We start from the raw sequence: 26,271 nt of genomic DNA, 5'->3' as shown, positions 1-26,271 counted from the left end.
CGAGGGCTGCGGTGCAGACGTAAAAAAGCCCCAGGTGCCATGCCTGGGGCTATCTTTTTTGGACTATGCAGCGCAAGCAAAGGCGCGGCGGGTGCCGCGCCAGGGCTTACTTGCCTTCCTTGCGGGCCTGGGCCTGGGCGGCGACCAGGGCCGTCATGTTGACCACGCGGCGCACGGTGGACGAGGGGGTCAGCACATGGGCGGGTGCCTCGCTGCCCAGCAGGATCGGGCCGATGGTGGTGCCGTGCGATGCCGTGGTCTTGAGCACGTTGAACAGAATGTTCGCTGCGTCCAGGTTCGGGCAGATCAGCACATTGGCTTCACCGGTCAGGCTCGACTCGATGAGGGTGCGCTCGCGCACGTTCTCGTCCAGCGCGGTGTCGCCATGCATTTCGCCATCGCATTCGATGTCGGGGTTGGCGGCGGCAAACAGGTCGCGGGCAGCGCGCATCTTGAGCGCCGACTTGCGGGTGGACGAGCCGTAGTTGCTGTGCGACAGGAAGGCCACCTTGGGCGGCAGGCCAAAGCGCTGCACCTCTTGCGCGGCGAGCTTGGCGATCTGGGCCAGCTCTTCGGCGGTGGGGTCTTCGTTGATGTAGGTATCCGCGATGAACAGGGTGCGGTTTTCCAGCATCAGCGCGTTCACGGTGGCCAGACGGTTGGCGTCGGTCTTGTGGCCCAGCACGTCTTCGATATGGCCCAGGTGCTTGTCAAAGCGGCCCATCACGCCACACAGCATCGCGTCGGCATCGCCCAGGTGCACCATCAGTGCGGCGATCACGGTGTTGGAGCGGCGCACGGCAGACTTGGCGACCTCAGGAGTCACGCCATTGCGGCCCATCAGTGCGTGGTAAGCCTCCCAGTACTGGCGGAAGCGGGGGTCATCTTCAGGGTTGACGATGTCCACATCCTTGCCCAGCTGTAGGCGCAGGCCAGCCTTGGCAATGCGGGCTTCGATAACAGCAGGGCGGCCGATCAGGATAGGCTTGGCCAGGCCGTCGTCCACCGCCACTTGCACGGCGCGCAGCACGCGGTCGTCTTCGCCTTCGGCGTAGGCCACGCGTTGCACATTGCTCTTGGCCGCAGCAAAAACCGGGCGCATGAACATGCTGGTTTGGTAGACGAAGCGGGTGAGGTTCTCACGGTAGGCTTCGATGTCTTCAATCGGGCGTGCAGCCACGCCGGATTCTTGTGCAGCCTTGGCCACGGCGGGCGCAATGCGCAGAATCAGGCGGGTGTCGAAAGGCGTAGGGATCAGGTAGTCGGGGCCGAACTTCAGCTCCTTGCCCTGGTAGGCGGCTGCTACTTCGTCGCTCACGTCCTGCTTGGCCAGGGCGGCGATTTCGCGCACGCAGGCCAGCTTCATCGCTTCGGTGATCTTGCTGGCGCCGCAATCGAGTGCGCCACGGAAGATGTAGGGGAAGCACAGCACGTTGTTCACCTGGTTCGGGTAGTCCGAACGGCCGGTGGCGATGATGCAATCGGGGCGAACGGCCTTGGCCAGCTCGGGGCGGATTTCTGGCTCGGGGTTGGCCAGCGCCAGGATGATGGGCTTGTCGGCCATGGTCTTGACCATGTCGGCCGTCAGCACGCCAGGAGCGGAGCAACCCAGGAACACGTCAGCGCCGTTGACCACGTCGGCCAGGGTACGGGCTTCGGTCTTTTGGGCATAGCGCGCCTTGGAGGCGTCCAGGCCGCCAGGGCGGCCTTCGTAGATCACACCCTTGGAGTCCACCATGAAGATGTTCTCGCGCTTGACGCCCAGGCCCACCATCACGTCGACGCAGGCAATGGCTGCGGCGCCCGCGCCAGAGACGGCGATCTTGACGTTGCCGATCTGCTTGTCGACCAGTTCCAGGCCGTTGAGCAGCGCAGCGCTGGAGATGATGGCCGTGCCGTGCTGGTCGTCATGGAACACCGGAATGTTCATGCGCTTGGACAGCTCTTGCTCGATGTAGAAGCACTCAGGTGCCTTGATGTCTTCGAGGTTGATGCCGCCCAGGGTGGGTTCGAGGCTGGCGATGATGTCGATCAGCTTGTCCGGATCGCGCTCGGCCAACTCGATGTCAAACACATCGACGCCGGCGAACTTCTTGAACAAACAGCCCTTGCCTTCCATCACCGGCTTGCTGGCCAGTGGGCCGATATCGCCCAGGCCCAGCACGGCGGTGCCGTTGGTGATCACGCCCACCAGGTTGCCGCGCGAGGTGTAGTCTGCCGCCAGGCTGGGATCGGCTTCGATGTCCAGGCAAGGGTAGGCCACGCCTGGCGAGTAGGCCAGCGACAGGTCACGCTGGTTGGACAGCGGCTTGGTGGGGGTGACGGAGATCTTGCCCTTGCTGGGGCTGCGATGGTATTCGAGTGCGGCTTCGCGCAGTGCCTGTTCGGCGGCGGAGAGTTGTTGTGCCATAAGAGTGAGTCAATCCAGTGTGTACCAAGCTGATGATAAAGGCGCAGGCCCACCCCTATGGGGCAGTGGGCCTAAGTTTCGATGCTGCACCGCAGCAATTTTGTCAGTGGGCATCTGCTTGCTGCGCAGCCTTGATGATCTGGGCCTGGTCGAGCTTGGCACCGTTGAAAAATAGGTTCAAGACGACGGCACAGATCGACGCCAGCAGAATGCCAGATTCGATCAAGGGGTGGATGGCGTGGGGCATCCATTGGCGGAACTGCGGTGCAATCAGCGGAATCATGCCCACGCCGATGGACACGGCAACGACCATGGCGTTGTAGCGGTTATGGCGGAAATCCACATTCGACAGGATGCGGATGCCGGTGGCAGCCACCATGCCGAACATGACCAGACCGGCGCCGCCCAGCACCATGGTGGGCAGCGATTCCACCAGCGCCCCGAGCTTGGGAAGCACGCCCAGAATGATCAGGATAAAGCCGCCGGCCACGCAGACAAAGCGGCTCTGGATGCCGGTGACCGCCACCAGTCCGACGTTTTGCGAAAAGCTGGTGTAGGGGAAGGTGTTGAAGATGCCGCCGAGCAGAGTGCCCAGGCCATCGGTGCGCAGGCCCCGGGTCAGGTCGGCAGGGGTGACTTCCTTGTTCGTCATGTCGCCCAGCGCCAGGAACATGCCGACCGATTCGATCATCACGACGATCATCACCAGGGTCATCGTCAGGATCAGGATGGGGTCGAACACCGGCATCGCGATCTCAAAGGGCATGACAAAGTCAAACCACTCGGCATGCGCCACTTTTTCATAGGTCATCAGGCCCATGGCCGAGGCGACGATGGCACCAATGACAATGCCGGCCAGCACCGCGATATTGGCCATGAAGCCCTTGGCGAACTTGGTGATCAGCAGGATGGAGACCAGCACCAAGGCAGAGATGCCGACGCCGCTCAGATCACCATAGCGCGGGTTAGGCACCGAGGGCAGGATGGCCAGGCCATGGGGAATGGGTGGCAGCGCCGAGCCAGGCGCGCCCGCTGCCACCTGGGCGCTCTGCAGCCATTTGACATGCTCAGGGTTGGGTACCGACGGTGCCGTGGGGCCGACCGGATTGCCAAAGATCCAGTTGATGCCCACGCGCATCAGGCTGATGCCGATGACGGTGATGATGGTGCCGGTAACTACAGGCGGAAAGAAGCGCAGCATGCGGCTGACCAGTGGTGAGATCAGTATCGATATGACCCCCGCGCCAATGACCGAACCAAAGATCAGACCTGCGCCATAGACGCCGCCATTGGTTTGCGCCATCGAGATCATCGGCGCCACGCTGGCAAAGGTCACGCCCATCATCACTGGGAGCTTGATGCCAAACCAGCGGGTTGCTCCCCATGCCTGGATCAGAGTCACCAGACCGCAGACGAAGAGATCGGCCGAGATCAGCTTGGCTATCTGGTGGGAATCAAGGTTGAGTGCGCGCCCTACTATCAGCGGCACCGCCACGGCCCCCGCGTACATGACCAGCACATGCTGCAAGCCCAAGGTGGTGAGGCGGCCCAGGGGCAGCACTTGGTCGACGGGGTGTTTGTCAGATTGCATCTTTATCACTCCTCATGCGGGGGAATTTGACTGAATAAGCCAGTGTTATTTCTTAGAAATCCATACAAAAAGTGTATACACATGCGCTGCGACATCACCCCCCTGATTACCCTCAAGCACCTCCGTTGCAGCGGCTTCAAGCGCAGTGGTTGATGCAGTGTCAGTCCGCTGCAAAGCCTGCAGGTACAAGCAAAACTGCCCCCGGGCGCTGGGCCAGGGGGCAGTTGGTAAGAGGATGTTGGAGGCGGCGCGGTGGACGCGCCGCGTTGGATCAGGCCAACAAATCGACCAGCGAGCGGGCGATGACCTTGGTGGCGCGGCGCAGGTCTTCCAGGTCCAGGCGCTCGTCGGCGCGTTTGGCATGGCTTTCCAGCACAGTGCGGGGGCCGGCGCCGTAGATGACGCCAGGAATGCCGCGTTCCACATACAGGCGCACATCGGTGTACAGCGGCGTGCCAACGGCAGGGGGCTTCTCGCCAAACAGCGCTTCGCCATGGGTCTGAATGGCATCGACCAGCGGCTGGTTGCCGGCTAGCGGCGTCATCGCATTGGCCAGCAGCAGGCGCTTGATGTCGATGCGTACGGCGTCGTCACCCTGGTAGCCGCGCTCGCTGTTGAAGCGCTCCACCGCCTTGGCAATCACCTGGCGGATATGGGCTTCGACCTCGACCGGGTTTTCCTCGGGGATCATGCGGCGGTCGATCTTGAGCAGCACCTTGCCGGGGATCACATTGGTGTTGGTGCCGCCTTCGATGCGGCCAATGTTCAGGTAGGGGTGCTTGATGCCTTCGACCTTGGAGCAGACCTTTTGGTAGGCGGTGTTTTCCGCATACAGGTCGTTCATGATCGCAACGGTGGCCTGCAGCGCATCCACACCGGTGTGGGGCACGGCGGCATGGGCCATCTTGCCGTGCACGGTGATCTCCATTTGCAGGCAGCCGTTGTGGGCAACCACCACTTCGTAGCTGAAGCCGGCTGCGACCATCAGGTCAGGCTTGGTCAGGCCTTTTTCCAGCAACCAGCCAGGGCCCAGCAGGCCGCCAAACTCTTCGTCGTAGGTAAAGTGCAGCTCGACCGCACCCTTGCTGGGCTTGGCCACGGCCTCCAGTGCGCGCAGCGCGTAGGTGAAGGTGGAGAAATCGCACTTGCTCACCGCAGCGGCGCGGCCATAGAGCTTGCCGTCGACAATGCGGGCGCCATAGGGGTCATGGCTCCAGCCCTCGCCGGGCGGCACCACATCGCCATGGGCGTTGAGCGCAATGGTGCGGCCCGAGCCGGCTGCGCCAAAGGGGCGGCGCACGATCAGGTTGGTGATCGAGGTCATGCCATAGGCTTCGACATCGGCCTGGGGCACTTCATGCTTTTCAGCGGTGTAGCCCATGGCCTGCAGCAGCTCGGCGGTGCGCTCGGCATGGGGCGTGTTGTCGCCCGGTGGCGTGTCCGTGGGGACTTGCACCAGCTTCTGAAAGAACTGCACCTGCTCGTCAAAGTGCTGGTCAATCCACTGGTCCAGGGCATCGTAGGTGGCGTTGTTCGTGGTCATACGGTTTCGTTTTCTAGTTGTTGAAGGACATGGCTGAAGCTGTCGATCGCCAGCTGCATGTCATCGGCGGTCGAGGACTCGAGCGGGTTGTGGCTGATGCCGCTGTTGATGCCGCGCACAAAGAGCATGGCCTGGGGCATGATCTCGTGCAGCTTCATCGCATCATGGCCGGCGCCGCTGGGCATGCGGAACAGCGGCACGCCCTGGGCGGCCACGGCCTTTTCCCAGCGCTGCTGCCAGGCGGCGGCGCTGGGGGCAGCTGCGGCTTGCATGGTTTGCTCGGCGCGGTAGCGCAGGCCGCGTTTTTGCGCAATCGCCTCCAGCTGGCCCATCACATCGCGCACCAGCGCGTCGCGCTGCGGATCGGTGGGGGCGCGCATGTCGATGCTGAACTTGCACAGGCCGGGCACGACGTTGATCGAGCCGCTGGGCACTTCCAGCATGCCGACGGTGGCGACGGAATCGCCATCCTGCGCAGCGCGCTGCTCGGCAAACAGCATCAGCTCGGCCACGCCGCAGGCGGCGTCGCGGCGGCGGTCCATCGGCGTGGTGCCGGCATGGCTGGCCATGCCTTGCATCTCACAGACAAAGCGCGAGCTGCCGTTGATCGAGGTGACGATGCCCAGCGGAATGTCCAGCTCGGTCAGCACCGGGCCCTGCTCGATGTGGACCTCGATAAAGCCGAGGTACTGCGAGGCATCACGCTGGATCTTGGGGATGTCGTCAATGCACAGGCCGGCATGCTGCATGGCTTCGCGCATCGTGATGCCATCGGCATCGGCCTGGTCCAGCCACTGCGGGTTGAAGTGGCCGATCAGCGCGCCCGAACCCAGGAAGGTAGCCTTGTAGCGCTGGCCTTCTTCTTCGGCAAAGGCCACCACTTCGATACCAAAGGGCATGCGCTTGCCGGCGCGGTGCAGCTCACGCACACAGGCCATCGGCACAAAGATGCCCAGGCGCCCGTCGTACTTGCCGCCGTTGCGCACAGTGTCGTAATGGCTGCCGGTGAGCAGGTACTTGCCGCCTTCTTGCGCGGGGCGGTAGCGGCCCACGACATTGCCGACGGCATCGATCTCGACCTCATCAAAGCCGCTGTCGCGCATCCAGTGGCTGATGCGCTGGGCGCAGGCGCGGTGGGCATCGGTCAGGTAGGTGACGGTGAGCTGGCCTTTTTCGGCAAAGCCTTCATCGCTGTGCTGGGCCAGGCGCTCCTGCCAGTCCCAGACGTCATTGCCCAGCACCGGCTCGTAGCTGAACTTGTCGTTCAGGCGGATCTCGGCAATGCGGTGGATGTTGCGCATTGCCTCTTCGCGCTCGAAATCGGGGTGGTGGTTCAGGCGCCGCGCAAAGGTGGCGATGATCTCCTGCTTGGCCAGGCCCTGGCCCCGTGGCCCACGCACGGCCAGGATGAACGGAAAGCCAAAGCGCGCGTTGTAGTCTGCATTGAGCTGCTGGATCTGCGCGAACTCCTCGGGCGTGCACTGGGTGAGACCCGCGCGGTTTTGCTCCGACGTGGACTCTGCTGTCAAGGTGTTGGCCACCATGGCCTTGCCCGCCAACTCGGGGTGGGCGCGGATCAAGGCCAGCTGCGCATCGACCGGCGCCTGCGCCAGCACGCGCACCATCGCGTGCTTGAGCTGGGCGAGCGAGGCAAAGGGCCGCTGGGCCAGCGCGGCTTGGGCAATCCAGGGCGAGTGCTCGTACAGCCCATCGAGCATGGCCAGCGCCGCATCGGGCGTGGCTTGGTTGAGTTGTTCCAGGGTCAGGGCCATGTGTTTCCTAGCGAGTGGATGGGTTACTAGCGCTCTGTAGGCTTACGCTCGGCGCTGTGTCATCTTTCAAAGCGTGGGGGCGGGAAAGTGCTCGGCCCAGTGGCGGGCAATGTCGATGCGGCGGCAGACCCAGACGTTCTGGTGCTGCTGGATGTGGTCCAAAAAGCGCTGCAGTGCGGTGATACGGCCCGGGCGGCCCAGCAGGCGGCAGTGCATGCCGATGCTCATCATCTTGGGGCGGTTATCGCCAGCCGGGTCGCCTTCGGCGTACAGCACATCGAAAGTGTCCTTGAGGTAATGGAAGAAGGGATCGGCATGCGAGTAACCCTGGGGCAGCGCAAAGCGCATGTCATTGCAGTCCAGGGTATAGGGCACGATCAGCTGGTGCGCGGCGCTGCCATCGCTCTTGCCGACCTTCATCCAGAAGGGCAGGTCGTCGCCGTAGTAGTCGCTGTCATAGGCAAAGCCACCAAAATCGGCCACCAGGCGGTGGGTGTTGGGGCTGTCGCGGCCGGTGTACCAACCCAGGCCGTGGGTGCTGCGGCTGCCGTAGAGGCTGTGGAAGATGTCCATTGCCTGCTGCATGTGGGCGCGCTCGATGTCTTCGGGCGTGTTTTGGTAGTGCACCCATTTGAGGCCGTGGCAGGCCACCTCATGGCCCAGATCGGAAAACGCCTGGGCCAGCTCGCGGTGGCGCTGCAGCGCCGAGGCCACGCCAAACACCGTCAGCGGCAGACCGCGCTTCTCAAACTCGCGCAGCAGGCGCCACACGCCGGCGCGCGAGCCGTATTCATAGATGCCATCCATGCTCATGTGGCGGTCCGGGTAGGAGGCCGGGTTGAACATTTCCGAGAGGAACTGCTCGCTGCCCGGGTCACCGTGCAGCACATGGTTTTCGCCGCCTTCCTCGTAGTTCAGCACAAACTGCACGGCAATGCGCGCGCCCTGGGGCCATTGGGCATGGGGCACATCGCGGCCGTAGCCGATGAGGTCGCGGGGGTAGGGGGTGGTAGCGTCGTAGGTCATAGCGTGATCGAGGACAGAGCCATGGATAAATCGTTGCTGGGAATCTCGCGTTCGAACTGCAGGCCTTGCTCCACATGCTCCAGGTGCGCGATCATCAGTTGAACGGCGCCTTCGGCATCCTTGCGGGCGAGGGCCTGCACGATTTCTTCGTGCTCCTCGTGCGAGTGGGCGGCGGCGCTGGCCGACTGGTACATCAAGGTGATCAGCGCGCAGCGCGAGATCAGATCGCCCAGCAGCTGGGCCAGCACATCGTTGCCCATCAGCTCGGCCATGCGCACATGGAAGTCGCCCAGCAACTCGGTGCGCTCGGTGACATCGGCGCGGTGCACGGCGGCGGCCTCTTGCCGCACATGCTCGCGCAGAACCTTGATCTGCTTGGGCGTGACGGTCTCGACAAAGCTGCGCGTCATCTGCGCTTCGAGCATCTTGCGCACGGCAAAGACCTGGCGCGCTTCGGTGACGGACGGGGTGGACACAAAGGCGCCGCGTGCGGGCTCCAGCGTGACCAGGTGGTTTTGCGAGAGCTGGAACAGCGCCTGGCGCACGAGGGTGCGCGACACGCCAAAGTGGTCCGCGAGTTTCTGCTCGGCCAGCTTGGTGCCCGGCAGCAACCGGTGCTCGACGATGGCACGGGTCAGGGATTGGGCAATGGTGGACGTTGAGGTGGATTCCATGTCAGGATAGTAGGCCGAATGACAAAAAGTGTATACACTTTTAGTGCACATCACCAGTCCGATCTTACCCAGAATCATCAGGAGATTTACCTATGGGCCTGAGCACCCACGTTCTCGATACGATGCACGGCTGCCCCGCAGCGGGCATGGACATTGCGTTGTACGCCACCGACGGCGGCGAGCTGCGCCTGATCCGGCGTGAGACCCTGAACCACGACGGACGCACCCAGACCCCCTTGTTTGACAACGCAACACTGCGCCCAGGTACCTACCGCCTGAGCTTTGAGGTAGCGGCCTACTTTGCCGCCAAGGGCGTGGAGCTGCCCAGCCCCAACTTTCTGAACCAGGTCAACCTGGACTTTGGTGTGGCCCATGCAGACCAGCACTACCACGTGCCGCTGCTGGTCAGCCCCTGGAGCTATTCGACGTACCGGGGGTCTTGAGTTTGAGCTTGGGAAAGGGCAGGTAGGGAATTCTGCACTGTTCCCTACTTGACCTTGGATGCTGGACCGGGCGGCCTGCGGCGTTGCTTTCCCCGGTCAAAAGCTACGGCTTGTTTTTAGCCAGAATTTGCAAGCCCCACTGATGCGCTGCCAAAAGGCGGCGTGGACTTGGGGTTATGCCAAAACGCAAGATGGTGATTTCGTCGGGCATGGTGCTGATGCCCGGATCGGGCCTGGCCAAGCTGGCGAACATCGGGATGCCTCAAAGCGCTTCTTCTACCGCAGGAGCCGGGAGGTTGAACCATTGTTGCAGCGGGTGAATACGCAGCATGGATTCGACTGCAAAAGCAGGCCTGCCAGTGGCTTGGGGCGGGCTGTGCGGGTCGATGAGCGTTACCAGCTCATGCATGGAACGACTAAATTCATCTCGTCCAAGAACGCACGCTTGCGCCTGCGTTTGGATTGCCTCTCAAATCCGGTGGCCAGGATCATTTGCTTCATCTGTAGATCGTCCCATGCGTTGCGGCGGGTTGGGAGTTTTGCAGAGTTTCTCTAATGAGGATTCGCTATCAGTAATTGATGTTGTATCTGCCGAAATCAATATATAAACTGCCCTCTATAATATCTAATTGCTGACTTTGTGAATCATACAACTCACCCAAGGTTTTGATATTTAATTTACGGTTTGACATTTTGATGCCAACTATGAAATCATTGGGGATAAATCCTAAGGGTTTTATGGAATAGTCTGCCACATCACAAAAATCTATTACACAATTGCTTATGTCGATAGATTCCCCAGGGATCCAATGTTCGGTTTCAAAAATAGAGACGCAGTCAAATTCAATAGATATTTTATTAATTAGAGTTTAGAAAATTAATTTGGTTATGGTTCGGTCGCCCAAGTAAATTTTTTAATTGTCATTGAGTATCATTTTAAAGATCCATTATATTTCCCATACAGGCATTGTCTGAGGTTTTTTCGTCATGCCCCAGGGTTGTATTGCTTAAAGCGCAAAAACACTGTCCAAAACCACCTTCGTTACAGGATTTAAGCCGACCCATTTGGTATAGGCTTCTTAGGAAGTCGATTGCTCCAAGAGATTTTAATGCAATGTGTGCGCCAGCGCTGTTGTATGGAACTTGCCGTCTGCTGACATCCAGAGAGGGGCCTTGCCCTTTTCTGCTGGGGCCCGCTCCCGGTAAATGTGCATGTCCGTGAGGTGTTGGGTTATTGGCATGTCCTTGGGGATTTAATCTGTAGGCATTTGAACCATTTTCGTATAGTGTATGTGTATCTGGACTTCCAGGATTGGATAGGGGATAAGGGATTGTTTTGCCGCCCACTGGCTCAGGAACAATATTTCCTCGTGAATCAACAATAAATCGTCCTGCATTTTGCTTTGTAATTGGATCAACAACACAGGCATTGGTTGCGACAGGAGAAAGCCCTTGAGGGTCTATCCTTTTGAGTGGGTTTCCTGTGTACATTCCAAGGTTTATTCCTCCCACCACTCCTAGCATATCCTGAGTAGCATACCCTCCATTCGTTGGCTCATAATGCCGATACCGGTTGTAATAAAGCCCCGTATCCCCATCCGCATACTGCCCCGGCAGCCGAATCGGCTGATACAGCTCACCCGGGTTATGCTCCGCCCGCACATTCCCCCAAGCGCAAAGTTGCACCGTACAGCCCAGCCGACTGTTCATAAATATAAGTGCAATAAAATTGATTGTTTTAAATCAAAACTTCGGATTATATGAAATCATCATTTCGGTCAAATATCTTGGGTATTTAACGCATCCGTGGCCTGATCAAAACCCAAATCAGAAGATTTTTTTAGTAAGCACATTGCTTTCTCTTTTTTATTATTTTTATGCAGATGGAAACATGCGATGTCATAGATCGCGGCTGGATGCCTATTTTTATATGCTCGTCGGAGCCAGTAACCAGCTCTTTCTGTTGACCTTTCTACTTGGTGAAGACCAGAGCAATACAAGTCGGCTAATATATATTGAGCATCAGCATTGCAATTATTTGCTGCTTTTAGTAGGAAATCAAAGGCTATTTGATTACTTGCATCTGGAATATTTTTTGATAGATGCAGTTTTGATAACGCAAGCTGAAAGTCTGGTTTGCCACTTTCGGCCTCTTGTATAATTTTTTCCATCCATACGTGACCACTTTTAATTACTCCTTTGCTTAAATAGATATCTATCAATGCTTCCATTGCTTCAATGCTATTTTCTTTCGCTGCAATTTCATACAGTGATATTGCCAGCTCTACGTCACCTTGCTCGTTATATGCCTTGTATGCCATATCCAACTCAATGGGTTCTGTGTGCTTCATTACTGTCCTCCTCCGCGAATTACTGGTGGCACTATTCCAAATCTCCCCGCAGCTCTGGCGCCCGACATGTTGCCAAGTCTCATTGACTGATTGATAGTTGGATGCCCTCGATGAAAAACTTGGCGATTTGCTCGATCGAGAAGTTTCTGTTCACCAGAAGACAATGATTTGCAAAAATCACGAATTTTTTTATTTTTCTTCATTTTCTCTTCGTCTTCTTTTGTAAGCGGGGTCCAGTTCTCAGTACCCATTCTCACATAATTCCCTTTTTCATCATAAATATGAACATGGTACTGTGCACCAGGCCCGTGACGTGCATGCTCCAGCCCGCCAGCTTGCGGCCCTAAATATGCTTCAACACGAATGCCTCCTTCTCTGTATATCGGAACTAATCCCAATGGGTCGATATCAGTTGCGGGATTGGTAGGGTAATTATTGATGTTTACACCACCCATTAATCCAATAGGGTCTTGGTTGATGTACCAACCAACACCGGAATCATAATACCGATACCGGTTGTAATAAAGCCCCGTATCCCCATCCGCATGCTGCCCCGGCAGCCGAATCGGCTGATACAAATCACCCGGGTTATGCTCCGCCCGCACATTCCCCCAAGCATCCAACTGCGTCGCCCAGTCCAGCCGGCTGTCCTCCCGGATCAGCGCATTGGGCGTGCCCAGTTGGTCGCACAGGTAGTGGCGGATCTCTACCTTTGCTGCGGCTTCTTGGCGTTGGGCGCTCGCCGTTTGCTCGTAGTCCTGAAACTGCTCGCGCATAAATGCCTGCACGTCCTTGGACATGGACATAAAGGCGATGTTCTGGTGGAGCGAGGCGTTGAGCGTTTTGATATCTGCAAGGGCGCTGCGCAGCGCGTCTTGCACCACGCCTGGCGAGGTGTTAGCCAGCAGTGCATCGCCCAAGTCTGGTTCGGCTTTGGCAGTTCTGCGCAGCTGGATGAGTGGGGTAAAGGACCCTGGCTCGTAGATGGTGTGGATGATTTCAGGTTGGACTGCGCCTTGGCTGTCTTTGGCGTTGGCGCTGTTGAACCGCTCGGTGTGGATGAGGCGGTCGCCATCCCAGCCGAAGTAGTCTGTCGCCGCTCCGCCGTTTGAGCTTGCCTTGCCCTGGGCGTTGTACTTGGCCAAACGTCTTCCAAACGCGTCGTATCTGTAGCTTTGCGTGTAGCGCTGACCTGCTTCTTCAACGACTACCTGCACCAGCTGGTTGCCACTGTCATACATCAGCTCCAGCTTGCGGCCCGTGGCCTCGTCCAAGCTTTGGGTGCGATTGCCTCGGCTGTCGTATTGGTAGTGGATTTTTCCACCCTGGCTGCTCGCATCTTCCTGGTTCTCGTAATAGGCCACGCGGTTGCCGGCCCAGCGTTTGCTGGTGTGCAGGGGCTGGTTGTTGCTGGGGTCTGGGGCAGCTTGGAGCGGGTTGAAGTCGCTGCGCAGCAGCTGCTCTTTGGTGATGGGATTGGCTTGGGCGGCGGCGCGTTGCTGGGCGCGCAGGCGGTCGGTTTCGTTGAGGTGGCCGGTGATGGCGTCGGTTGCGGTGGGTCGTGTTTCTGGCCCTGCGATGGGTAGCCGATTGCCAGCCGGGTCAAACTGCCAGCGCTGCGATCCGGCATGCGGCGTGTGCGCGCCTGTCAGGCGTCCTGCCCCGTCGTAGGCAAAGCGGCTGATGCCGGTGTGGCTTCGCATGCCGACCATCTGGCCCAGGCTGTCGTAGTAGTACTGGCGGGCACTCATGGCGCCCAGCAAGGTTGGCGGGACGCGGCTCGGGGCTTGCCCGCCGGGCATGGAGAGCATGTCATCCAGCGCGCTGCCTTGCTCCAGGCCCATCCACTGCATCGTTTCCATGCGCCCGGCTGCATCCCAGCTGAGCTTGCGGTAGAGCGGCTTGGCGGTGTTTTCGCCCGGGGTTGTGTGGTTGATGTCGGTGAGGACTTGGCGGTGAATCTCTCGGTGCAGCGCGTCGCGCTCAAAGTTGACGAGGCTTTCGCCTTGCCAGGTGATGTCGTGCACGTGACCTGCGCCGTAGAGCAGGTAGCCCACTTCGCCCAGGCCTTGGAGCTGGCTGCCTTGGCGGTTGCCCAGGGCGTCCAGCTGGTGGCTGATGCGGTGTTCAAACTCAATCTCGGGGGTAAAGAACCGGTCTTGCAGGTCATCCGGGGTGGGGGTTTTGTAGAGGCGTTGGACTTCGCCGATGACCCTGCCGGCTGCATCGCGCTCGATCACCGCTTGGCTTTGCAGGATGCCGTCTTGGGCTGGATGCTGGCTTGGGCCTTCGCTGCTAGTTTCTGTTTGGTGCCACACACTCGCTTGCAGCAATTCACCCACTTGGCCCCATTCATAGCGTTGGGTGGTGGCGGGCAGCAGGTCGGTTGCTGGCAGATAGCGGGCAGCGAGCTGACCGTTTGCTGTCCATTCGTAATGGCTGGTGTGTGCAGCCAGGCTTTGCTCAGCGGGCCATCCATCACTAGATTGAACAAGCTGGCCAGCTGCATCGTATTGGTAGCTTTGCACCCGGGCGTCGAACCCGGTCTCCTGGCTGAGCCGGTCCATCACATCCCAAGCAAAGCGGGTGTGCTCGCCGTTCTCGTTGGTGAGCTGGGTCAGCCGGCCTGCTTTGTCGTAGGCAAAGCCTAGGTGCTGGCCTGCGTGGCTGCGCTGCACCAGGCGCCCCCAGAGGTCATAGGCCATGCGCACGCTGGGTGCGGTGGTGCTGACAGGGATGCGGCTCTTGCTGGGACTATTGAGCTCTCGGTCATCACTGCGCCCGGCTTTGACTTCCACCACCTGGCCCCGAGCGTCATAGCTGTAGTGCTCCTTGCCCCCATCGGGGTAGTGCACCGTCCGCAGCTGGTCCTCCTCGTTGTATTCGTAGGCCACCCGCTCGCCCAGCGCGTTACGCACCGCCGTGGTCTGGCCCCAGCGGCTGTATTCGTAGTGGGTGCTTTGACCGGAGCAGTCGGTATAGCTGGCAGTTTGGCCCGTGGGGGTGTAGGCAATATGTTTGTCGCGACCATTGGCATCGGTGATGCGGATGGGCTTGTCGGCATTGGCGCGGGTCGCCAGGTCTGCGGGGCCGCCGGTGATGTTGGAGTAGTGGTATTGCTCGCTACTGCCATCCGGCAAGGTCACCCGCGTCAGGCGGTTGTGAAAGTCGTATTCGTAGTGCGTTGTGCGGCCTGCGGCATCCGTACTGCTTTGCAGCAGGTTGGTGCTGTCGTCAAAGCGCTGGCTGCTGCGCGATCCGTCCGGGCCTTGCGTTGCTAGCAATTGGCCCATGGGGCTGACGGCCATGTACACGCTGCGGCCTAGCGGGTCGGTTACCTCTGTGAGGTGACCGTACTGGTTGTACTTGCGTTTAATGGTGCTTCCGTCAGCGCGGGTGTGTTCTACGAGGCGCTGCAGCCCTGCCTCGCCTTGGAAGATGTATTTGTCTACCCGGCCCAGGCTGTCCGTGACCACGCATGCTCGCCTCGGCTGACCATCGACCTCCGGTAGCTCTTGGTAGTCAAACTTGTAGTCCAAGCCTTCCTGGTTACGCTGCTCGATGGCTTGGCCGCCTGGCTCGTAGCGGTCATAGGCATAGTGGTGCTCCGGCCCGCCGCGCTCCTGGTGGGCGATCATCAAATGGTTGCGCCAGGCAAAGCGGCGCACGACCTGACCGTGGCGGTTGGTGACAGACACTAAATCACCCTCAGTGCTGTAGCTGTAGTGCACCAAGGTGGTGGGCTTGGTCTGCAGCATGGAGGCCAAAGGGTCGCGATACAGATCTACCTTTGACAGGCGCACGCCGCTGTCGGCTTGCCAGAAGAAATGTTCGTCTTCGTGGTCGTCGGTGTCAGTGCGCTTGTGGTGAAAGTGCTGGGCGTCTTGCGCTGCAATGGCTTGCGTGTAGTGCAGCTGGTAGCCCCGGCCCACGCCATCGTCAATGGTGGTGATGCGCTCCTGGCCCAGCACTTGGCTCCAGTGGTAGCGCTGCGAGCGGCCCAGCCGGTCCACCTTGCCCAGCAGTATCCAGTTTGCATCGATGTCCGGCTCGGTCACCGTGACCGGATTGCCTGCGGTCTTCTGTTCATGGATATCTTTGCGTGCCGCTTCAACCGCCTGCCAGTTCGCCGGGCCAAACACCCAGACGGTATCACCGCTCCCATTGGCCGCCAGGATCATCAGATCCCCGCAAGCCATATCGCGCCGGATCCAGGAGAAGCGACCCTGCCACCACAAGGGTGCCTGCTGGCTGCGTGGAGGTGGGGCTTCAAAGCTATCTGCAGCACCAGCCTGGGTGAACTTGGCGGGCCCGGTCATGGCCGCCAGATCGTTAGTCAGATTGCCCGGATGCCAGCCCGAGCGAAGGAGCCAGATATCTTCGCTCGGGCTGTAGATCGACTCACCTGCTGCCAAGGCATCAAAGGTGATCGTGCGGCCCTGGCTGTCGTGCAATAGAGTGGCGCTTGCCTCCACCTTGATGCGCAAATCCGTTGGCAGCCCCCAGCCATAGCCCAACACCCCGCAATGCCCGCCATGCTGCGCGTTGACATAGCTGCTGTACTGGCGCTGCCAGACGAGGGGCATGGCTCCGGGCAATGCGAAGTCCAAGTCAGAAGGCCCGGAAAGCACCTTAGCACCCAGTTGCGCATTGACGGGATTACCAACCGTTGAGTCGGTTGCCTTGCCATCCGGACAAACCGAGCAAGCCACCCCGCCCTGAGTGCCTATCAGGACGGTGCGTGAACCGGTGACGATTCGCGCGTATTTGACCTTGTCATCGATGCGAGCTGCTGGCTTTCCTGACATGTGAATTCCTATCAAAAATCTATAATAAATAGTCTAAATCTACCATATTGAGGGTTTTGATAGGGGTGAATTTGAAGAGGCGAGATGGCCTTAGACCATGCCAACGCAGCGCCGCAAACATAACGTTCCGGCCAGTAAACGGCATCGATACGCCTATGCAGTTGTGTTGATCCGCCAGCCCTTGACCTGTCTCAAACACGCATCGCCCAGGCTGTAGGCCGACGCCGCAAGTTGTATCTGCAGGCTTCCAGCGTCACGAGGTGTGGCTACCATTTGCTCCTAGGGGTACCGCCGAATAGACGGCGGTGCAGACCTGATTGCCAGAACAGCAAATTTCAAAGGAGTAGGTATGCGACGTTTTTCTATGCGCAGCCTGGGTGTCGCCGCTGCAGTGGTTGCCGGCGCTCTGTCGATGGCGGCCTGCACGGTCACCAAGCCTGAAACCAGCAATGCGCCTCGTGCGGATGAGACGTCAGTAGACGCCCGTGCCAATGCAGCGCTGGAACGCCTGTACCAGACCGCTCCTGGCTCCAAGGACCTGGTGGCTCGCTCCAAGGGCGTGCTGGTGTTCCCATCGGTCATCGGCGGCAGCTTTGTGGTGGGTGTGGAACACGGCCGTGGCGTGCTGCGTGTGGGCAGCCGCAGCGACAGCTACTACAGCACCACCGGCGCGTCGATCGGCTGGCAGGCAGGAGGCCAGTCCAAGGCCGTCATCTATGTGTTCAATACGCCTGAAGCGCTGGCAAAGTTCCGCCAGAGCAATGGCTGGTCGGTGGGTGCTGACGCCACCGTGGCCGCTGGCCGCGTGGGTGCCAATGGCAGCATCGACACCACCTCGGCCCAGGCCCCTGTGACCAGCTTTGTGCTGAACAACGCAGGCCTGGAAGCAGGCGTGTCGCTGCAAGGCGCCAAGATCACCAAGATCAAGGAATAAAGCAGCCCCCAACGGGCCTGCACAGCAGAAACCGGCCAGCTGGCCGGTTTTTTTGCGCCTATGCCTATTGCGGTCGGCTTATAGCTGGCCTTCGCTCAAGGTATGCAGCTGGAACTTGCCCGAGGCATCCCAGAGCCAGGTCTCGGTATAGGACACCATCACCTCGCCGTGGCGCAAATGCTGGGGCGCGGGGAAGGGGGCGGCCGCCTGCACCAGCGCCTCGATCTGCGGCGGTACTTCCTGGGCCTGCGCGGGCGCACGCATCCAGTTCATGTCCTGGATATGGCCGTCTTCATCCAGCAGCAGCTCCAGCACGCCAATGGCGTAGAGCATGGGTGGCAGCATGCCGGGGTAGATGCGCTCGGCATAGCGGTCGTACAGATGCTGGGCGCAGCGTTTGCGGTAGGCCTCGTCGGCCACCGGGTTCAGGACGGAATCCTGCCCATCGCCTTCCGGCGACCAGGCGGGCATGCGCATGCCAGGCATTTCGGTCAGCACCGACAGGTAGCTGTCCTGGTCGTCATCCTGCTCGGGGGCGTTGGCCGCCTTTGCCGGCTGGCCTGAGGACGCCTTGGCTGCGGCGGGCGACTTGGGCGGTATACGAAAAAGCGTATGCCAAAGTCGTGACAGCAGGGAGGTGGTGGGTCGATCGCTCATGGTACAAATCCGTCTACAGCGGCCCTGCAGTATGGCAGGCCGATTCTCACGATGGAACAAGGCATGCCCGTACTGCAGCAATTATTGGGTCGCCTGGCGACGCAGGATGCCTGTTTGGTGCAGGTGGAGTCTACCCAGGGATCGGCGCCGCGCGATGCCGGAGCCTGGATGGCCGTGTTTGCGCAGGACCAGCTGGGCACGATTGGCGGCGGCCACTTGGAATGGGAAGCCGCCAACAAGGCGCGCGATCTGCTCGCCCGTGGCGGTGCCCCGTTGAGCGAGCGCTTTGCGCTGGGCCCGCGCCTTGGCCAATGCTGCGGTGGTGTGGTGCACCTGCGTTTTCAGCGGATTGCCCAGGCCGACAGCGAGCCCTTGGCGCAGATGCTGGCCCCCGAGTGCAGCCCCGTCGCCGTGTTTGGCGCCGGCCATGTGGGATCGGCCCTGGTGCAGGTGCTCAGCAACCTGCCGCTCGCCATCACCTGGGTGGACAGCCGCGAGGTGCTGTTTCCGCCCGAGCTGCCTGCCCATGTGCAGGCCGAGTATTCCGATCCTATCGAGATGGCGGTGGCAGACCTGGCGCCGGGCAGCAGCGTGTTCATCCTCACCCACGACCACCAGCAGGACCTGCAGATCACCCAGGCCTGCCTGCAGCGCCAGCGCCAGCAGGGCGATCTGGACCTGGTCGGGCTGATTGGCAGCGCCACCAAGCGCGCCAGTTTTGCGCACCGGTTGGCCGAGCGGGGTTTTGCCGATGCGGAGTTTGCCCGTATCACCTGCCCGATCGGGCTGCCGGGCATCCAGGGCAAGGCGCCCGAGGTGATTGCGATTGCGGTGGCCGCCCAGCTGCTGCAGCACCTGCAACGAACGCAGCATGCCTGATAGGGCTTGCACACCGTGCAGGCACGGCGCACGCTTTGCCGAAGCGGACCGCAGCGGTTTTGCTGCGTTGCATCAGGGTTTTATCTAGGGGCTGTGCAGCTTTTTGCCGACCTTTGGGCGGCAGAAATTGCATACACTTTGAGTCTACAAAAGGTCGCAGCGGTGCCCCGGTCATGTCGATGATGGCTGTGGATTGCGGCCTGTCTGCTGCTCAGATCGCCCGCCGTGGTGAGCAGGTTCAACAAGTGGCCGGTGCCTCCACGCTGGCTGCTTGATGAGGAGAGCGGGCATCACCCCTCCCTCGCACTGGCAGACCCCACGCTGCCAAGGATGAGAGCAATGGAAGGCTATATCCTCGATTGGGCGAACCTGTTGTTGCGCTGGCTGCATGTGATCACAGCCATCGCCTGGGTAGGTTCCTCGTTCTATTTTGTGTTCCTCGACAGCAGCCTGACCCCGCCGGAAGACGAAGACCTGAAAAAGCAGGGCGTCAGCGGCGAGCTCTGGGCCGTGCATGGCGGCGGCTTCTACCACCCGGTCAAGTTCAATGTCTCGCCGCCCAAGCTGCCCGACCACCTGCACTGGTTCTACTGGGAGAGCTATACCACCTGGCTGTCGGGCTTTGCACTGTTGACGGTGTCCTACCTTTGGAACGCCAATATCTACTTGGTCAACCCGGCCGATCCCAACGCGATGAGCGCGCCGCTGGCGGTGTTCACGGCGCTGAGCTTTCTGGCGGTGTTCTGGCTGCTGTATGACGGGATCTGCCGCGTGTTCGGCTTCAAAAAGCATGGCGATGCGATTGTGGGTGCGATGGTGCTGGTGCTGGTCTGCATCGCCGCCTACCTGGCCTGCCATATCTTCCCCGGCCAGGCCGCGTTTTTGCTGATGGGCGCGATGCTGGCCACCTCGATGAGTGCCAACGTGTTCTTCTGGATCATTCCTGGCCAGCGCACCGTCGTGCGGGCCCTGAAGAATGGCGACCCGGTTGACCCGATCTACGGCAAGCGCGGCAAGCAGCGCAGCGTGCACAACACCTATTTCACCTTGCCGGTGCTGTTTGCAATGCTGTCCAACCACTACGGCTGGCTCTACAACCAGAAGTACAACTGGCTGGTGCTCATCGGCATGATGTTTGCCGGCGCAGCCATTCGTCAGTTCTTTGTGCTGCGCCATGGCCACAAGCTCGGCCGCAACAAGCACCCCTGGCCTTATGCGCTGATCGGGGTGCTGGTGATTCTGGGCGTGATCGCCTGGTTGCGCCCCGGCCCCAAGCCAGCAGTGGCCGCAGCGCCAGCCCCCGCCAGCCAGCCCGCTGCCGGCGCCGTGCCCTATGGTGAGGTGGCCAAGGTGTTCGCCCAGCATTGCGTGCTCTGCCACAGCGCCACCGGCCTGGCGCAGAAGAATGTGAAGCTCGACAGCCCGCAAGAAGTGGCCCAGCACACCCAGCAGATCTACCAGCAGGTGGTGGTGCTGCGCAAGATGCCCTTTGGCAATCCCGAGGGGCTGAGCGCCGAGGAGCGCGATCTGGTCAAGCGCTGGTTCGAGTCCGGCGCATCGACAGCGCCTTGAGGGCCCGCGCCGGCGGGCCGGGCAGGCGCCCGGCCCGGAGAAATCCGACTACAGCCTGGGGTGGCTGATCGGCGTAGGATAGGAGGGTTGGGGCATGCCCAAGCCCCTGCTTGCGGTAGGTGGCTGGGGATGCGTGTCACAAATCCACATCTTCTCGCATGTCAAATTTCGATATCCAATTGCTGCTGACCGCCTTGGTGAGCGTGCTGGTGCTGGTTGCGCTGATTGTTTCGCGCATCCGCATGCACCCCTTGCTGGCCTTACTGATCGTCTGTATCGGCGTGGGCTTTGCCACCGGCATGGCGCCGGGCGACATTGCCAAGAACATCACCAACGGCGCAGGCAAGACCCTGGGCGCCGTCGGCGTGGTGATTGCGCTGGGGGCGATGCTTGGCAAGATCCTGGCCGACTCGGGCACCACCGAGCGCCTGGCCAGCGCCATCCTGCGCCACACCTCGGACCGCATGATCCCCTGGGCCATGACCCTGGTGGCCTTCATCATCGGCATCCCGATGTTCTTCGAAGTGGGCCTGGTGGTGATGCTGCCGCTGATCTTCAGCGTGGCGCGCAAGCTGGAGAGCCGCGAGAACTTCAAGGGCTCGGCCTATGTCTATGTGGGCGTGCCGGTGATTGCGGCGCTCGCATCGATGCACGGCATGGTGCCGCCCCATCCGGGCCCGCTGACCGCCATTGCGACCCTGAAAACCACCGTCGGCCCGACGATGCTCTACGGCTTCCTGGCTGCCTTGCCCGCGATGATCCTAGGCGGTCCGCTGTATGGCGCCTTCATCACCCCACGTATGACGACCCGGCCTGAGCAGGCCCTGCTGGACCAATTCACCGAAAGCAAGGCAGAGACCGGCAAGGACCAGCCCGGCATTGCGATGGGCGTGCTGTCTGCCTTGCTGCCAGCGCTGCTGATGCTGGCCCATGCGCTGGCCGAGATGGCCTTGCCCAAGGGCTCGGCCGTTCTGCAAGTCGCAACTTTCCTGGGCAATCCGCTGATTGCGATGCTGCTGGGCGTGCTGTTTGCGGCCTTTACCCTGGTCTACCTGCGCAGCGGCGATGCCGAAAAGCTGCGCGACACCCTGGGCGCCAGCCTCAAGCCGATTGCCGGCATCATCATGATCATTGCCGGCGGCGGTGCTTTCCAGCAGGTGCTGACCAGCGCCAAGGTGGGCGATGCGATCGTGCACCTGACGCACCAGTTTGCGTTCCCGCCGCTGGTGCTGGGCTGGCTCATTGCGATGCTGCTGTCGGTGTCGACCGGTTCGGCCACCGTGGGCATTGTGGGCGCGGCCGGCTTGCTGGCCCCGCTCGCCGCTGCCGACCCGAGCCTGAACCTGCCTTTGCTGGCGCTGTCGATTGGCTGCGGCTCTTTGTTCTTCAACTATGCCAACCATGCCGGTTTCTGGATGGTCAAGGAATCCTTTGGCATGACCATGGGCGAGGCGACGCGCACGATCACCGTGGTGCAGTCCATTGTTTCGTTCGTGGGCCTCTTGATGGTGCTGCTGTTCAACACCTTGCCGGCGCTGGGCGGATAGCAGGGTTCCAGAAATGCCAATGGGCCGCAGCAGCAATGCTGGCGGCCCATTTTTTTGGCCCTTGCGGGCGCGCCGTGCTCAGTCGGCAGACTTGGCTTGGTCGGCTGCTGCGTCGCCTGCGTCAGCGGCGTTGTCTGCATCTGGCTGCGATGGCGCGCCGTCTTCGTTGCCGTCCGGGGTGTCGGACGCAGAGTGTCCGCTGGCCTTGCGCTGGGCTTTTTCTTCCTTTTTCTTCTTCTTTTCCAGCTCGCGCTGGCGCTTTTCGTACTGGTAATTCGGCTTGGCCATGTTTTTGTTCCTTAGCGGTGTTCAGCCTCCACGATACAGCATGCGCCGTACCTGGGGGCCAAGCATAGTAATGTTTCAAGGGTGGGAAGGGTAAAGCTGGCACTCCCGCGCAGCAAAAAACCGCCCGCAGGCGGTTGGGTGGCGTCGCCCGGCCGGGGCCGGGCGGGGCGCAGATCAGGCGCCTGCGACTTCAATGCCCTTGAATTCGCCGGTGGCGATTTTTTCCTTCCAGATCGCCGGGCCGGTGATGTGGGCGCTGGTGCCGCCGGCATCCACGGCCACGGTCACGGGCATGTCGACCACGTCGAATTCATAGATGGCTTCCATGCCCAGATCGGCAAAACCGACCACCTTGGCGTGCTTGATGGCCTTGGAGACCAGGTAGGCGGCGCCGCCCACGGCCATCAGATAGGCCGATTTGTGGTTCTTGATGGCTTCGATGGCGACCGGGCCGCGCTCGGACTTGCCGATCATCGCGATCAGGCCGGTCTGCGACAGCATCATGTCGGTGAACTTGTCCATGCGGGTGGCGGTGGTCGGGCCGGCAGGGCCAACCACTTCGTCACGCACGGGGTCCACCGGGCCCACGTAGTAGATCACGCGGTTGGTAAAGTCGACGGGCAGCGGCTCGCCCTTGGCCAGCATATCCTGGATGCGCTTGTGCGCAGCGTCGCGGCCGGTCAGCATCTTGCCGTTGAGCAAGATGGTGTCGCCCGGCTTCCAGCTGGCCACTTCTTCCTTGGTCAGGGTGTTCAGGTCCACGCGCTTGGACTTGTTGTAATCCGGCGCCCAGTCGATCTTGGGCCAGGTGTCCAGCGATGGCGGATCCAGGTACACGGGGCCGGAGCCGTCCATCACGAAATGGGCGTGGCGGGTGGCGGCGCAGTTGGGGATCATCGCCACGGGCTTGGAGGCCGCGTGCGTGGGGTACATGTTGATCTTCACGTCCAGCACGGTGGTCAGGCCGCCCAGGCCCTGGGCACCGATACCGAGCGCATTGACCTTCTCGAACAGCTCCAGGCGCAGCTTTTCCACCTGGTCCAGCTCGGCACCGCTGGCTGCCTTTTGCTGCAGCTCGTACATGTCGAGGTCTTCCATCAGGCTTTCCTTGGCCAGCAGCACGGCTTTTTCAGCGGTGCCGCCAATGCCGATGCCCAGCATGCCCGGTGGGCACCAGCCTGCGCCCATGGTTGGCACGGTCTTGAGCACCCAGTCAACGATGTTGTCGCTGGGGTTCATCATGATCATCTTGGACTTGTTCTCCGAGCCGCCGCCCTTGGCAGCCACGGTCACATCCAGCTTGTCGCCCGGCACGATCTGCACATTGATGACGGCAGGCGTGTTGTCCTTGGTGTTCTTGCGGGCGAACTGGGGATCGGCCACCACGGAGGCGCGCAAGGTGTTGTCGGGGTGGTTGTAGCCACGGCGCACGCCTTCGTTGATGGCGTCTTCCAGGCCCATCGTGAAGTCTTCCCACTTCACATCCATGCCCACCTTCAGGAACACGTTGACGATGCCGGTGTCCTGGCAGATGGGACGCTGGCCGGTCGCGCTCATCTTGGAGTTGGTCAGGATCTGGGCCATCGCATCCTTGGCCGCCGGGCTTTGCTCGCGCTCGTAGGCCCGTGCCAGGTGCTGGATGAAATCCGGTGTGTGGTAGTAGCTGATGTACTGCAGGGCGCCCGCGATCGAGTCGATCAGGTCCTGCTGACGGATGGAGGTGGTCATCGTGCTTGTGGGGTGGGTTTTGGATTGCGCAAGGCTATGCTGCCGTTGGCGCTCGGTATCACGGCTGCGATTATCGGCCTTTCGCCGGGCCGGTGGTGGCAAATGCCCGATAAGTCTTCTAGAAGAATCAGAACCTGCTCAAAGTCTCCTCGCGCCGCGACAGTGTCTTTGCGAGATGGGATGCGAGGCGCAGCGCGCAGCCAATAGCCAGCTATTGGCAAGCGCTGCAACGAAGCAGACCGCTCGCAAAGCCACTGTCCCTACGGGTTGGAGTGAAATCGGGCGATTTCTGCGCGCTGGCCCTTGCTTGCACCCCGGTGCAAGCTGCGGACCAGCCCTTCGAACTCATCCCGATTGCACTCCAACGCGGCTGCGTAGAGATTTTGAGCAGGTTCTGGGGTGTCGCCCAAGTGTCGGCTGAGCGCAAGAGCATGCGCCCAGCATGGCTGCTTGGTACAGATGAGAACGCCTGTCATTGACTGCGTTAGGATGCGATGCTGCGCCCGCTTTGCCGCAAAGCGGGCGGCGTCATATTTACGAATCCTGCGGCCCACCAGCCAAACGCTTACCAGCCAGACGAGCCGCGTTGCAATTGTTGAGATACAAGGAGTGATCCAGACATGACAGCTACCCGCCAGGAAAAAGACACCTTCGGCCTGATCGATGTGCCCGCCGACAAACTCTGGGGTGCCCAGACGCAGCGCTCGCTGCAGAACTTCGACATCAGCGGCGAGAAGCAGCCCGGCGAGATCATCCATGCGCTGGCGCAGGTGAAAAAGGCCAGTGCCACCGTCAACAACGCGCTGGGCCTGCTCGACGAGAAGAAGTCCAAGGCCATCAATGCGGCCGCCGACGAGGTGATTGCCGGCCAGCACCCCGATGAGTTCCCGCTGGTGGTCTGGCAGACCGGCTCGGGCACGCAGACGAACATGAACGTCAATGAAGTGCTGGCCAACCGCGCCAGCGAGCTGCTGGGCGGCGAGCGCGGCGAGTCGCGCTTGGTCCACCCCAATGACGATGTGAACAAAAGCCAGTCCAGCAACGACGTCTACCCCACCGCCATGCATGTGGCCGCCGTCACCGCCATCGAGCGCAAGCTGCTGCCCGCGCTGGAAAAGCTGCGCCGCACGCTGCAGGCCAAGAGCGAGGCCTTCAACGACATCGTCAAGATCGGCCGCACCCACCTGCAGGATGCCACGCCGCTGACCCTGGGCCAGGAGATCTCTGGCTGGGTGGCCCAGCTGGAGCATGGTGCCAAGCACCTCAAGTCGGCACTGCCCCATCTGTATGAGCTGGCGCTGGGCGGCACCGCCGTGGGCACGGGCCTGAACGCGCCCAAGGGCTATGCCGAAGGTGTGGCGCAAGAGCTGGCCAAGCTGACCGGCTACCCCTTTGTGACCTCGCCCAACAAGTTTGAATCGTTGGGTTCCTGCGATGCGCTGGTGTTTGGCCATGGCGCCCTCAAGACCCTGGCGGCCAGCCTGATGAAGATCGCCAACGATGTGCGCTGGCTGGCATCGGGCCCACGCAGCGGCCTGGGTGAGATCTCCATCCCCGAGAACGAGCCTGGCTCGTCCATCATGCCGGGCAAGGTCAACCCCACGCAGTGCGAAGCGATGACCATGCTCTGCGCCCAGGTGTTTGGCAACGATGCTGCCATCAACGTCGGCGGCGCCTCGGGCAACTTCGAGCTGAATGTGTTCCGCCCCATGGTGGCGCACAACTTCCTGCAGAGCGTGCGCCTGCTGGCTGATGGCATGGTGAGCTTCAATGACCACTGCGCCGTCGGCATCGAGCCCAACCGCGAGCGCATCACCGAGCTGGTGAGCCGCTCGCTGATGCTGGTGACCGCCCTAAACACCCATATCGGCTACGACAAGGCGGCCTATATCGCCAAGAAGGCGCACAAGGAAGGCAGCAGCCTGCGCGATGCGGCCGTGGCCAGCGGCCATGTGACGGCCGAGCAGTTTGACCAGTGGGTCGTACCCGAGCACATGGTGGGCAATCTGTAAGCGTCCAGACGCTTGAAAGCTCCAGGGCCCGCATCG

General features: G+C 60.9%; 18 protein-coding genes and 1 pseudogene. 6 read left to right on the top strand and 13 right to left on the bottom strand.

Going from position 1 to position 26,271, the window contains the following annotated elements:
• Positions 1 to 106: 106 nt before the first annotated feature.
• From EDF71_RS01075 to EDF71_RS01050, 6 genes are all read right to left on the bottom strand, one after another.
• On the bottom strand, positions 107 to 2,410 hold the full coding sequence (locus EDF71_RS01075) for an NADP-dependent malic enzyme (RefSeq protein ID WP_133854783.1): 2,304 nt from the start codon (positions 2,408 to 2,410) through the stop codon (positions 107 to 109).
• A 103-nt stretch (positions 2,411 to 2,513) separates the two neighbouring features.
• Positions 2,514 to 4,001 (bottom strand): nucleobase:cation symporter-2 family protein, encoded by a 1,488-nt coding sequence (locus EDF71_RS01070; RefSeq protein ID WP_133854782.1) that lies wholly within the window; start codon positions 3,999 to 4,001, stop codon positions 2,514 to 2,516.
• 271 nt (positions 4,002 to 4,272) lie between these two features.
• Positions 4,273 to 5,544, bottom strand: coding sequence for a M20/M25/M40 family metallo-hydrolase (locus tag EDF71_RS01065; protein ID WP_133854781.1), 1,272 nt, complete (start codon positions 5,542 to 5,544; stop codon positions 4,273 to 4,275).
• A complete protein-coding gene (uraD, locus tag EDF71_RS01060) occupies positions 5,541 to 7,316 on the bottom strand; it encodes a 2-oxo-4-hydroxy-4-carboxy-5-ureidoimidazoline decarboxylase (RefSeq protein ID WP_133854780.1) in 1,776 nt (591 codons plus the stop codon). Before uraD ends, EDF71_RS01065 begins: the two co-directional genes overlap by 4 nt.
• Before the next feature lie 66 nt (positions 7,317 to 7,382).
• Positions 7,383 to 8,342 carry an allantoinase PuuE gene (gene puuE, locus EDF71_RS01055; RefSeq protein ID WP_133854779.1) on the bottom strand — a complete coding sequence of 320 codons (960 nt, stop codon included), beginning with the start codon at positions 8,340 to 8,342 and terminating at the stop codon, positions 7,383 to 7,385.
• Positions 8,339 to 9,016, bottom strand: coding sequence for a GntR family transcriptional regulator (locus EDF71_RS01050; RefSeq protein WP_116925811.1), 678 nt, complete (start codon positions 9,014 to 9,016; stop codon positions 8,339 to 8,341). The genes puuE and EDF71_RS01050 overlap by 4 nt, the downstream gene beginning before the upstream one ends.
• A 92-nt stretch (positions 9,017 to 9,108) precedes the next feature.
• Here EDF71_RS01050 and uraH point away from each other — a divergent pair, with 92 nt between their 5' ends.
• Positions 9,109 to 9,459, top strand: coding sequence for a hydroxyisourate hydrolase (gene uraH, locus EDF71_RS01045; RefSeq protein ID WP_133854778.1), 351 nt, complete (start codon positions 9,109 to 9,111; stop codon positions 9,457 to 9,459).
• 181 nt (positions 9,460 to 9,640) lie between these two features.
• Here the strand turns inward: uraH and EDF71_RS25335 are convergent.
• From EDF71_RS25335 to EDF71_RS01025, 4 genes and pseudogenes are all read right to left on the bottom strand, one after another.
• Positions 9,641 to 9,960, bottom strand: a pseudogene (locus tag EDF71_RS25335) (transposase); the annotation flags it as partial.
• Between the two features lie 435 nt (positions 9,961 to 10,395).
• Positions 10,396 to 11,169, bottom strand: a complete 774-nt coding sequence (locus tag EDF71_RS01035; protein WP_133854776.1) for an RHS repeat-associated core domain-containing protein — start codon at positions 11,167 to 11,169, stop codon at positions 10,396 to 10,398.
• 68 nt (positions 11,170 to 11,237) lie between these two features.
• Positions 11,238 to 11,810, bottom strand: a complete 573-nt coding sequence (locus tag EDF71_RS01030) for a tetratricopeptide repeat protein (protein ID WP_133855003.1) — start codon at positions 11,808 to 11,810, stop codon at positions 11,238 to 11,240.
• Complete coding sequence (locus EDF71_RS01025; protein WP_133854775.1) at positions 11,810 to 16,618, bottom strand: RHS repeat-associated core domain-containing protein; 4,809 nt, start codon at positions 16,616 to 16,618, stop codon at positions 11,810 to 11,812. The genes EDF71_RS01030 and EDF71_RS01025 overlap by 1 nt, the downstream gene beginning before the upstream one ends.
• A 349-nt stretch (positions 16,619 to 16,967) precedes the next feature.
• On the opposite strand from EDF71_RS01025, the gene EDF71_RS01020 reads away from it, so the two are divergent.
• Entirely contained in the window at positions 16,968 to 17,552 is a 585-nt protein-coding gene (locus tag EDF71_RS01020) for a YSC84-related protein (protein ID WP_133854774.1), read from the top strand.
• 78 nt (positions 17,553 to 17,630) lie between these two features.
• On the opposite strand, the gene EDF71_RS01015 is transcribed toward EDF71_RS01020, so the two are convergent.
• Positions 17,631 to 18,209: a hypothetical protein gene (locus tag EDF71_RS01015; protein WP_133854773.1), complete on the bottom strand. Its 579-nt coding sequence runs from the start codon at positions 18,207 to 18,209 to the stop codon at positions 17,631 to 17,633.
• A 63-nt stretch (positions 18,210 to 18,272) separates the two neighbouring features.
• Here EDF71_RS01015 and xdhC point away from each other — a divergent pair, with 63 nt between their 5' ends.
• The 3 genes from xdhC (at position 18,273) to EDF71_RS01000 (ending at position 22,207) form a co-directional block, all read left to right on the top strand.
• Positions 18,273 to 19,088 carry a xanthine dehydrogenase accessory protein XdhC gene (gene xdhC / locus EDF71_RS01010; protein ID WP_133854772.1) on the top strand — a complete coding sequence of 272 codons (816 nt, stop codon included), beginning with the start codon at positions 18,273 to 18,275 and terminating at the stop codon, positions 19,086 to 19,088.
• Positions 19,089 to 19,427: 339 nt separating this feature from the next.
• Entirely contained in the window at positions 19,428 to 20,660 is a 1,233-nt protein-coding gene (locus EDF71_RS01005) for a urate hydroxylase PuuD (RefSeq protein WP_133854771.1), read from the top strand.
• Between the two features lie 158 nt (positions 20,661 to 20,818).
• Entirely contained in the window at positions 20,819 to 22,207 is a 1,389-nt protein-coding gene (locus EDF71_RS01000; protein ID WP_133854770.1) for a gluconate:H+ symporter, read from the top strand.
• 78 nt (positions 22,208 to 22,285) lie between these two features.
• On the opposite strand, the gene EDF71_RS00995 is transcribed toward EDF71_RS01000, so the two are convergent.
• Positions 22,286 to 22,495, bottom strand: coding sequence for a hypothetical protein (locus EDF71_RS00995; RefSeq protein ID WP_133854769.1), 210 nt, complete (start codon positions 22,493 to 22,495; stop codon positions 22,286 to 22,288).
• 174 nt (positions 22,496 to 22,669) lie between these two features.
• On the bottom strand, positions 22,670 to 24,223 hold the full coding sequence (locus EDF71_RS00990; RefSeq protein ID WP_133854768.1) for a fumarate hydratase: 1,554 nt from the start codon (positions 24,221 to 24,223) through the stop codon (positions 22,670 to 22,672).
• A 620-nt stretch (positions 24,224 to 24,843) separates the two neighbouring features.
• Here EDF71_RS00990 and fumC point away from each other — a divergent pair.
• Positions 24,844 to 26,235 carry a class II fumarate hydratase gene (gene fumC, locus EDF71_RS00985; RefSeq protein WP_133854767.1) on the top strand — a complete coding sequence of 464 codons (1,392 nt, stop codon included), beginning with the start codon at positions 24,844 to 24,846 and terminating at the stop codon, positions 26,233 to 26,235.
• The last annotated feature ends 36 nt before the right edge of the window (positions 26,236 to 26,271 follow it).

The organism is Comamonas sp. JUb58 (genome assembly GCF_004364775.1).
Lineage (GTDB): Bacteria > Pseudomonadota > Gammaproteobacteria > Burkholderiales > Burkholderiaceae_C > Comamonas.
This window is presented reverse-complemented; position numbering and strand designations above follow the sequence as displayed.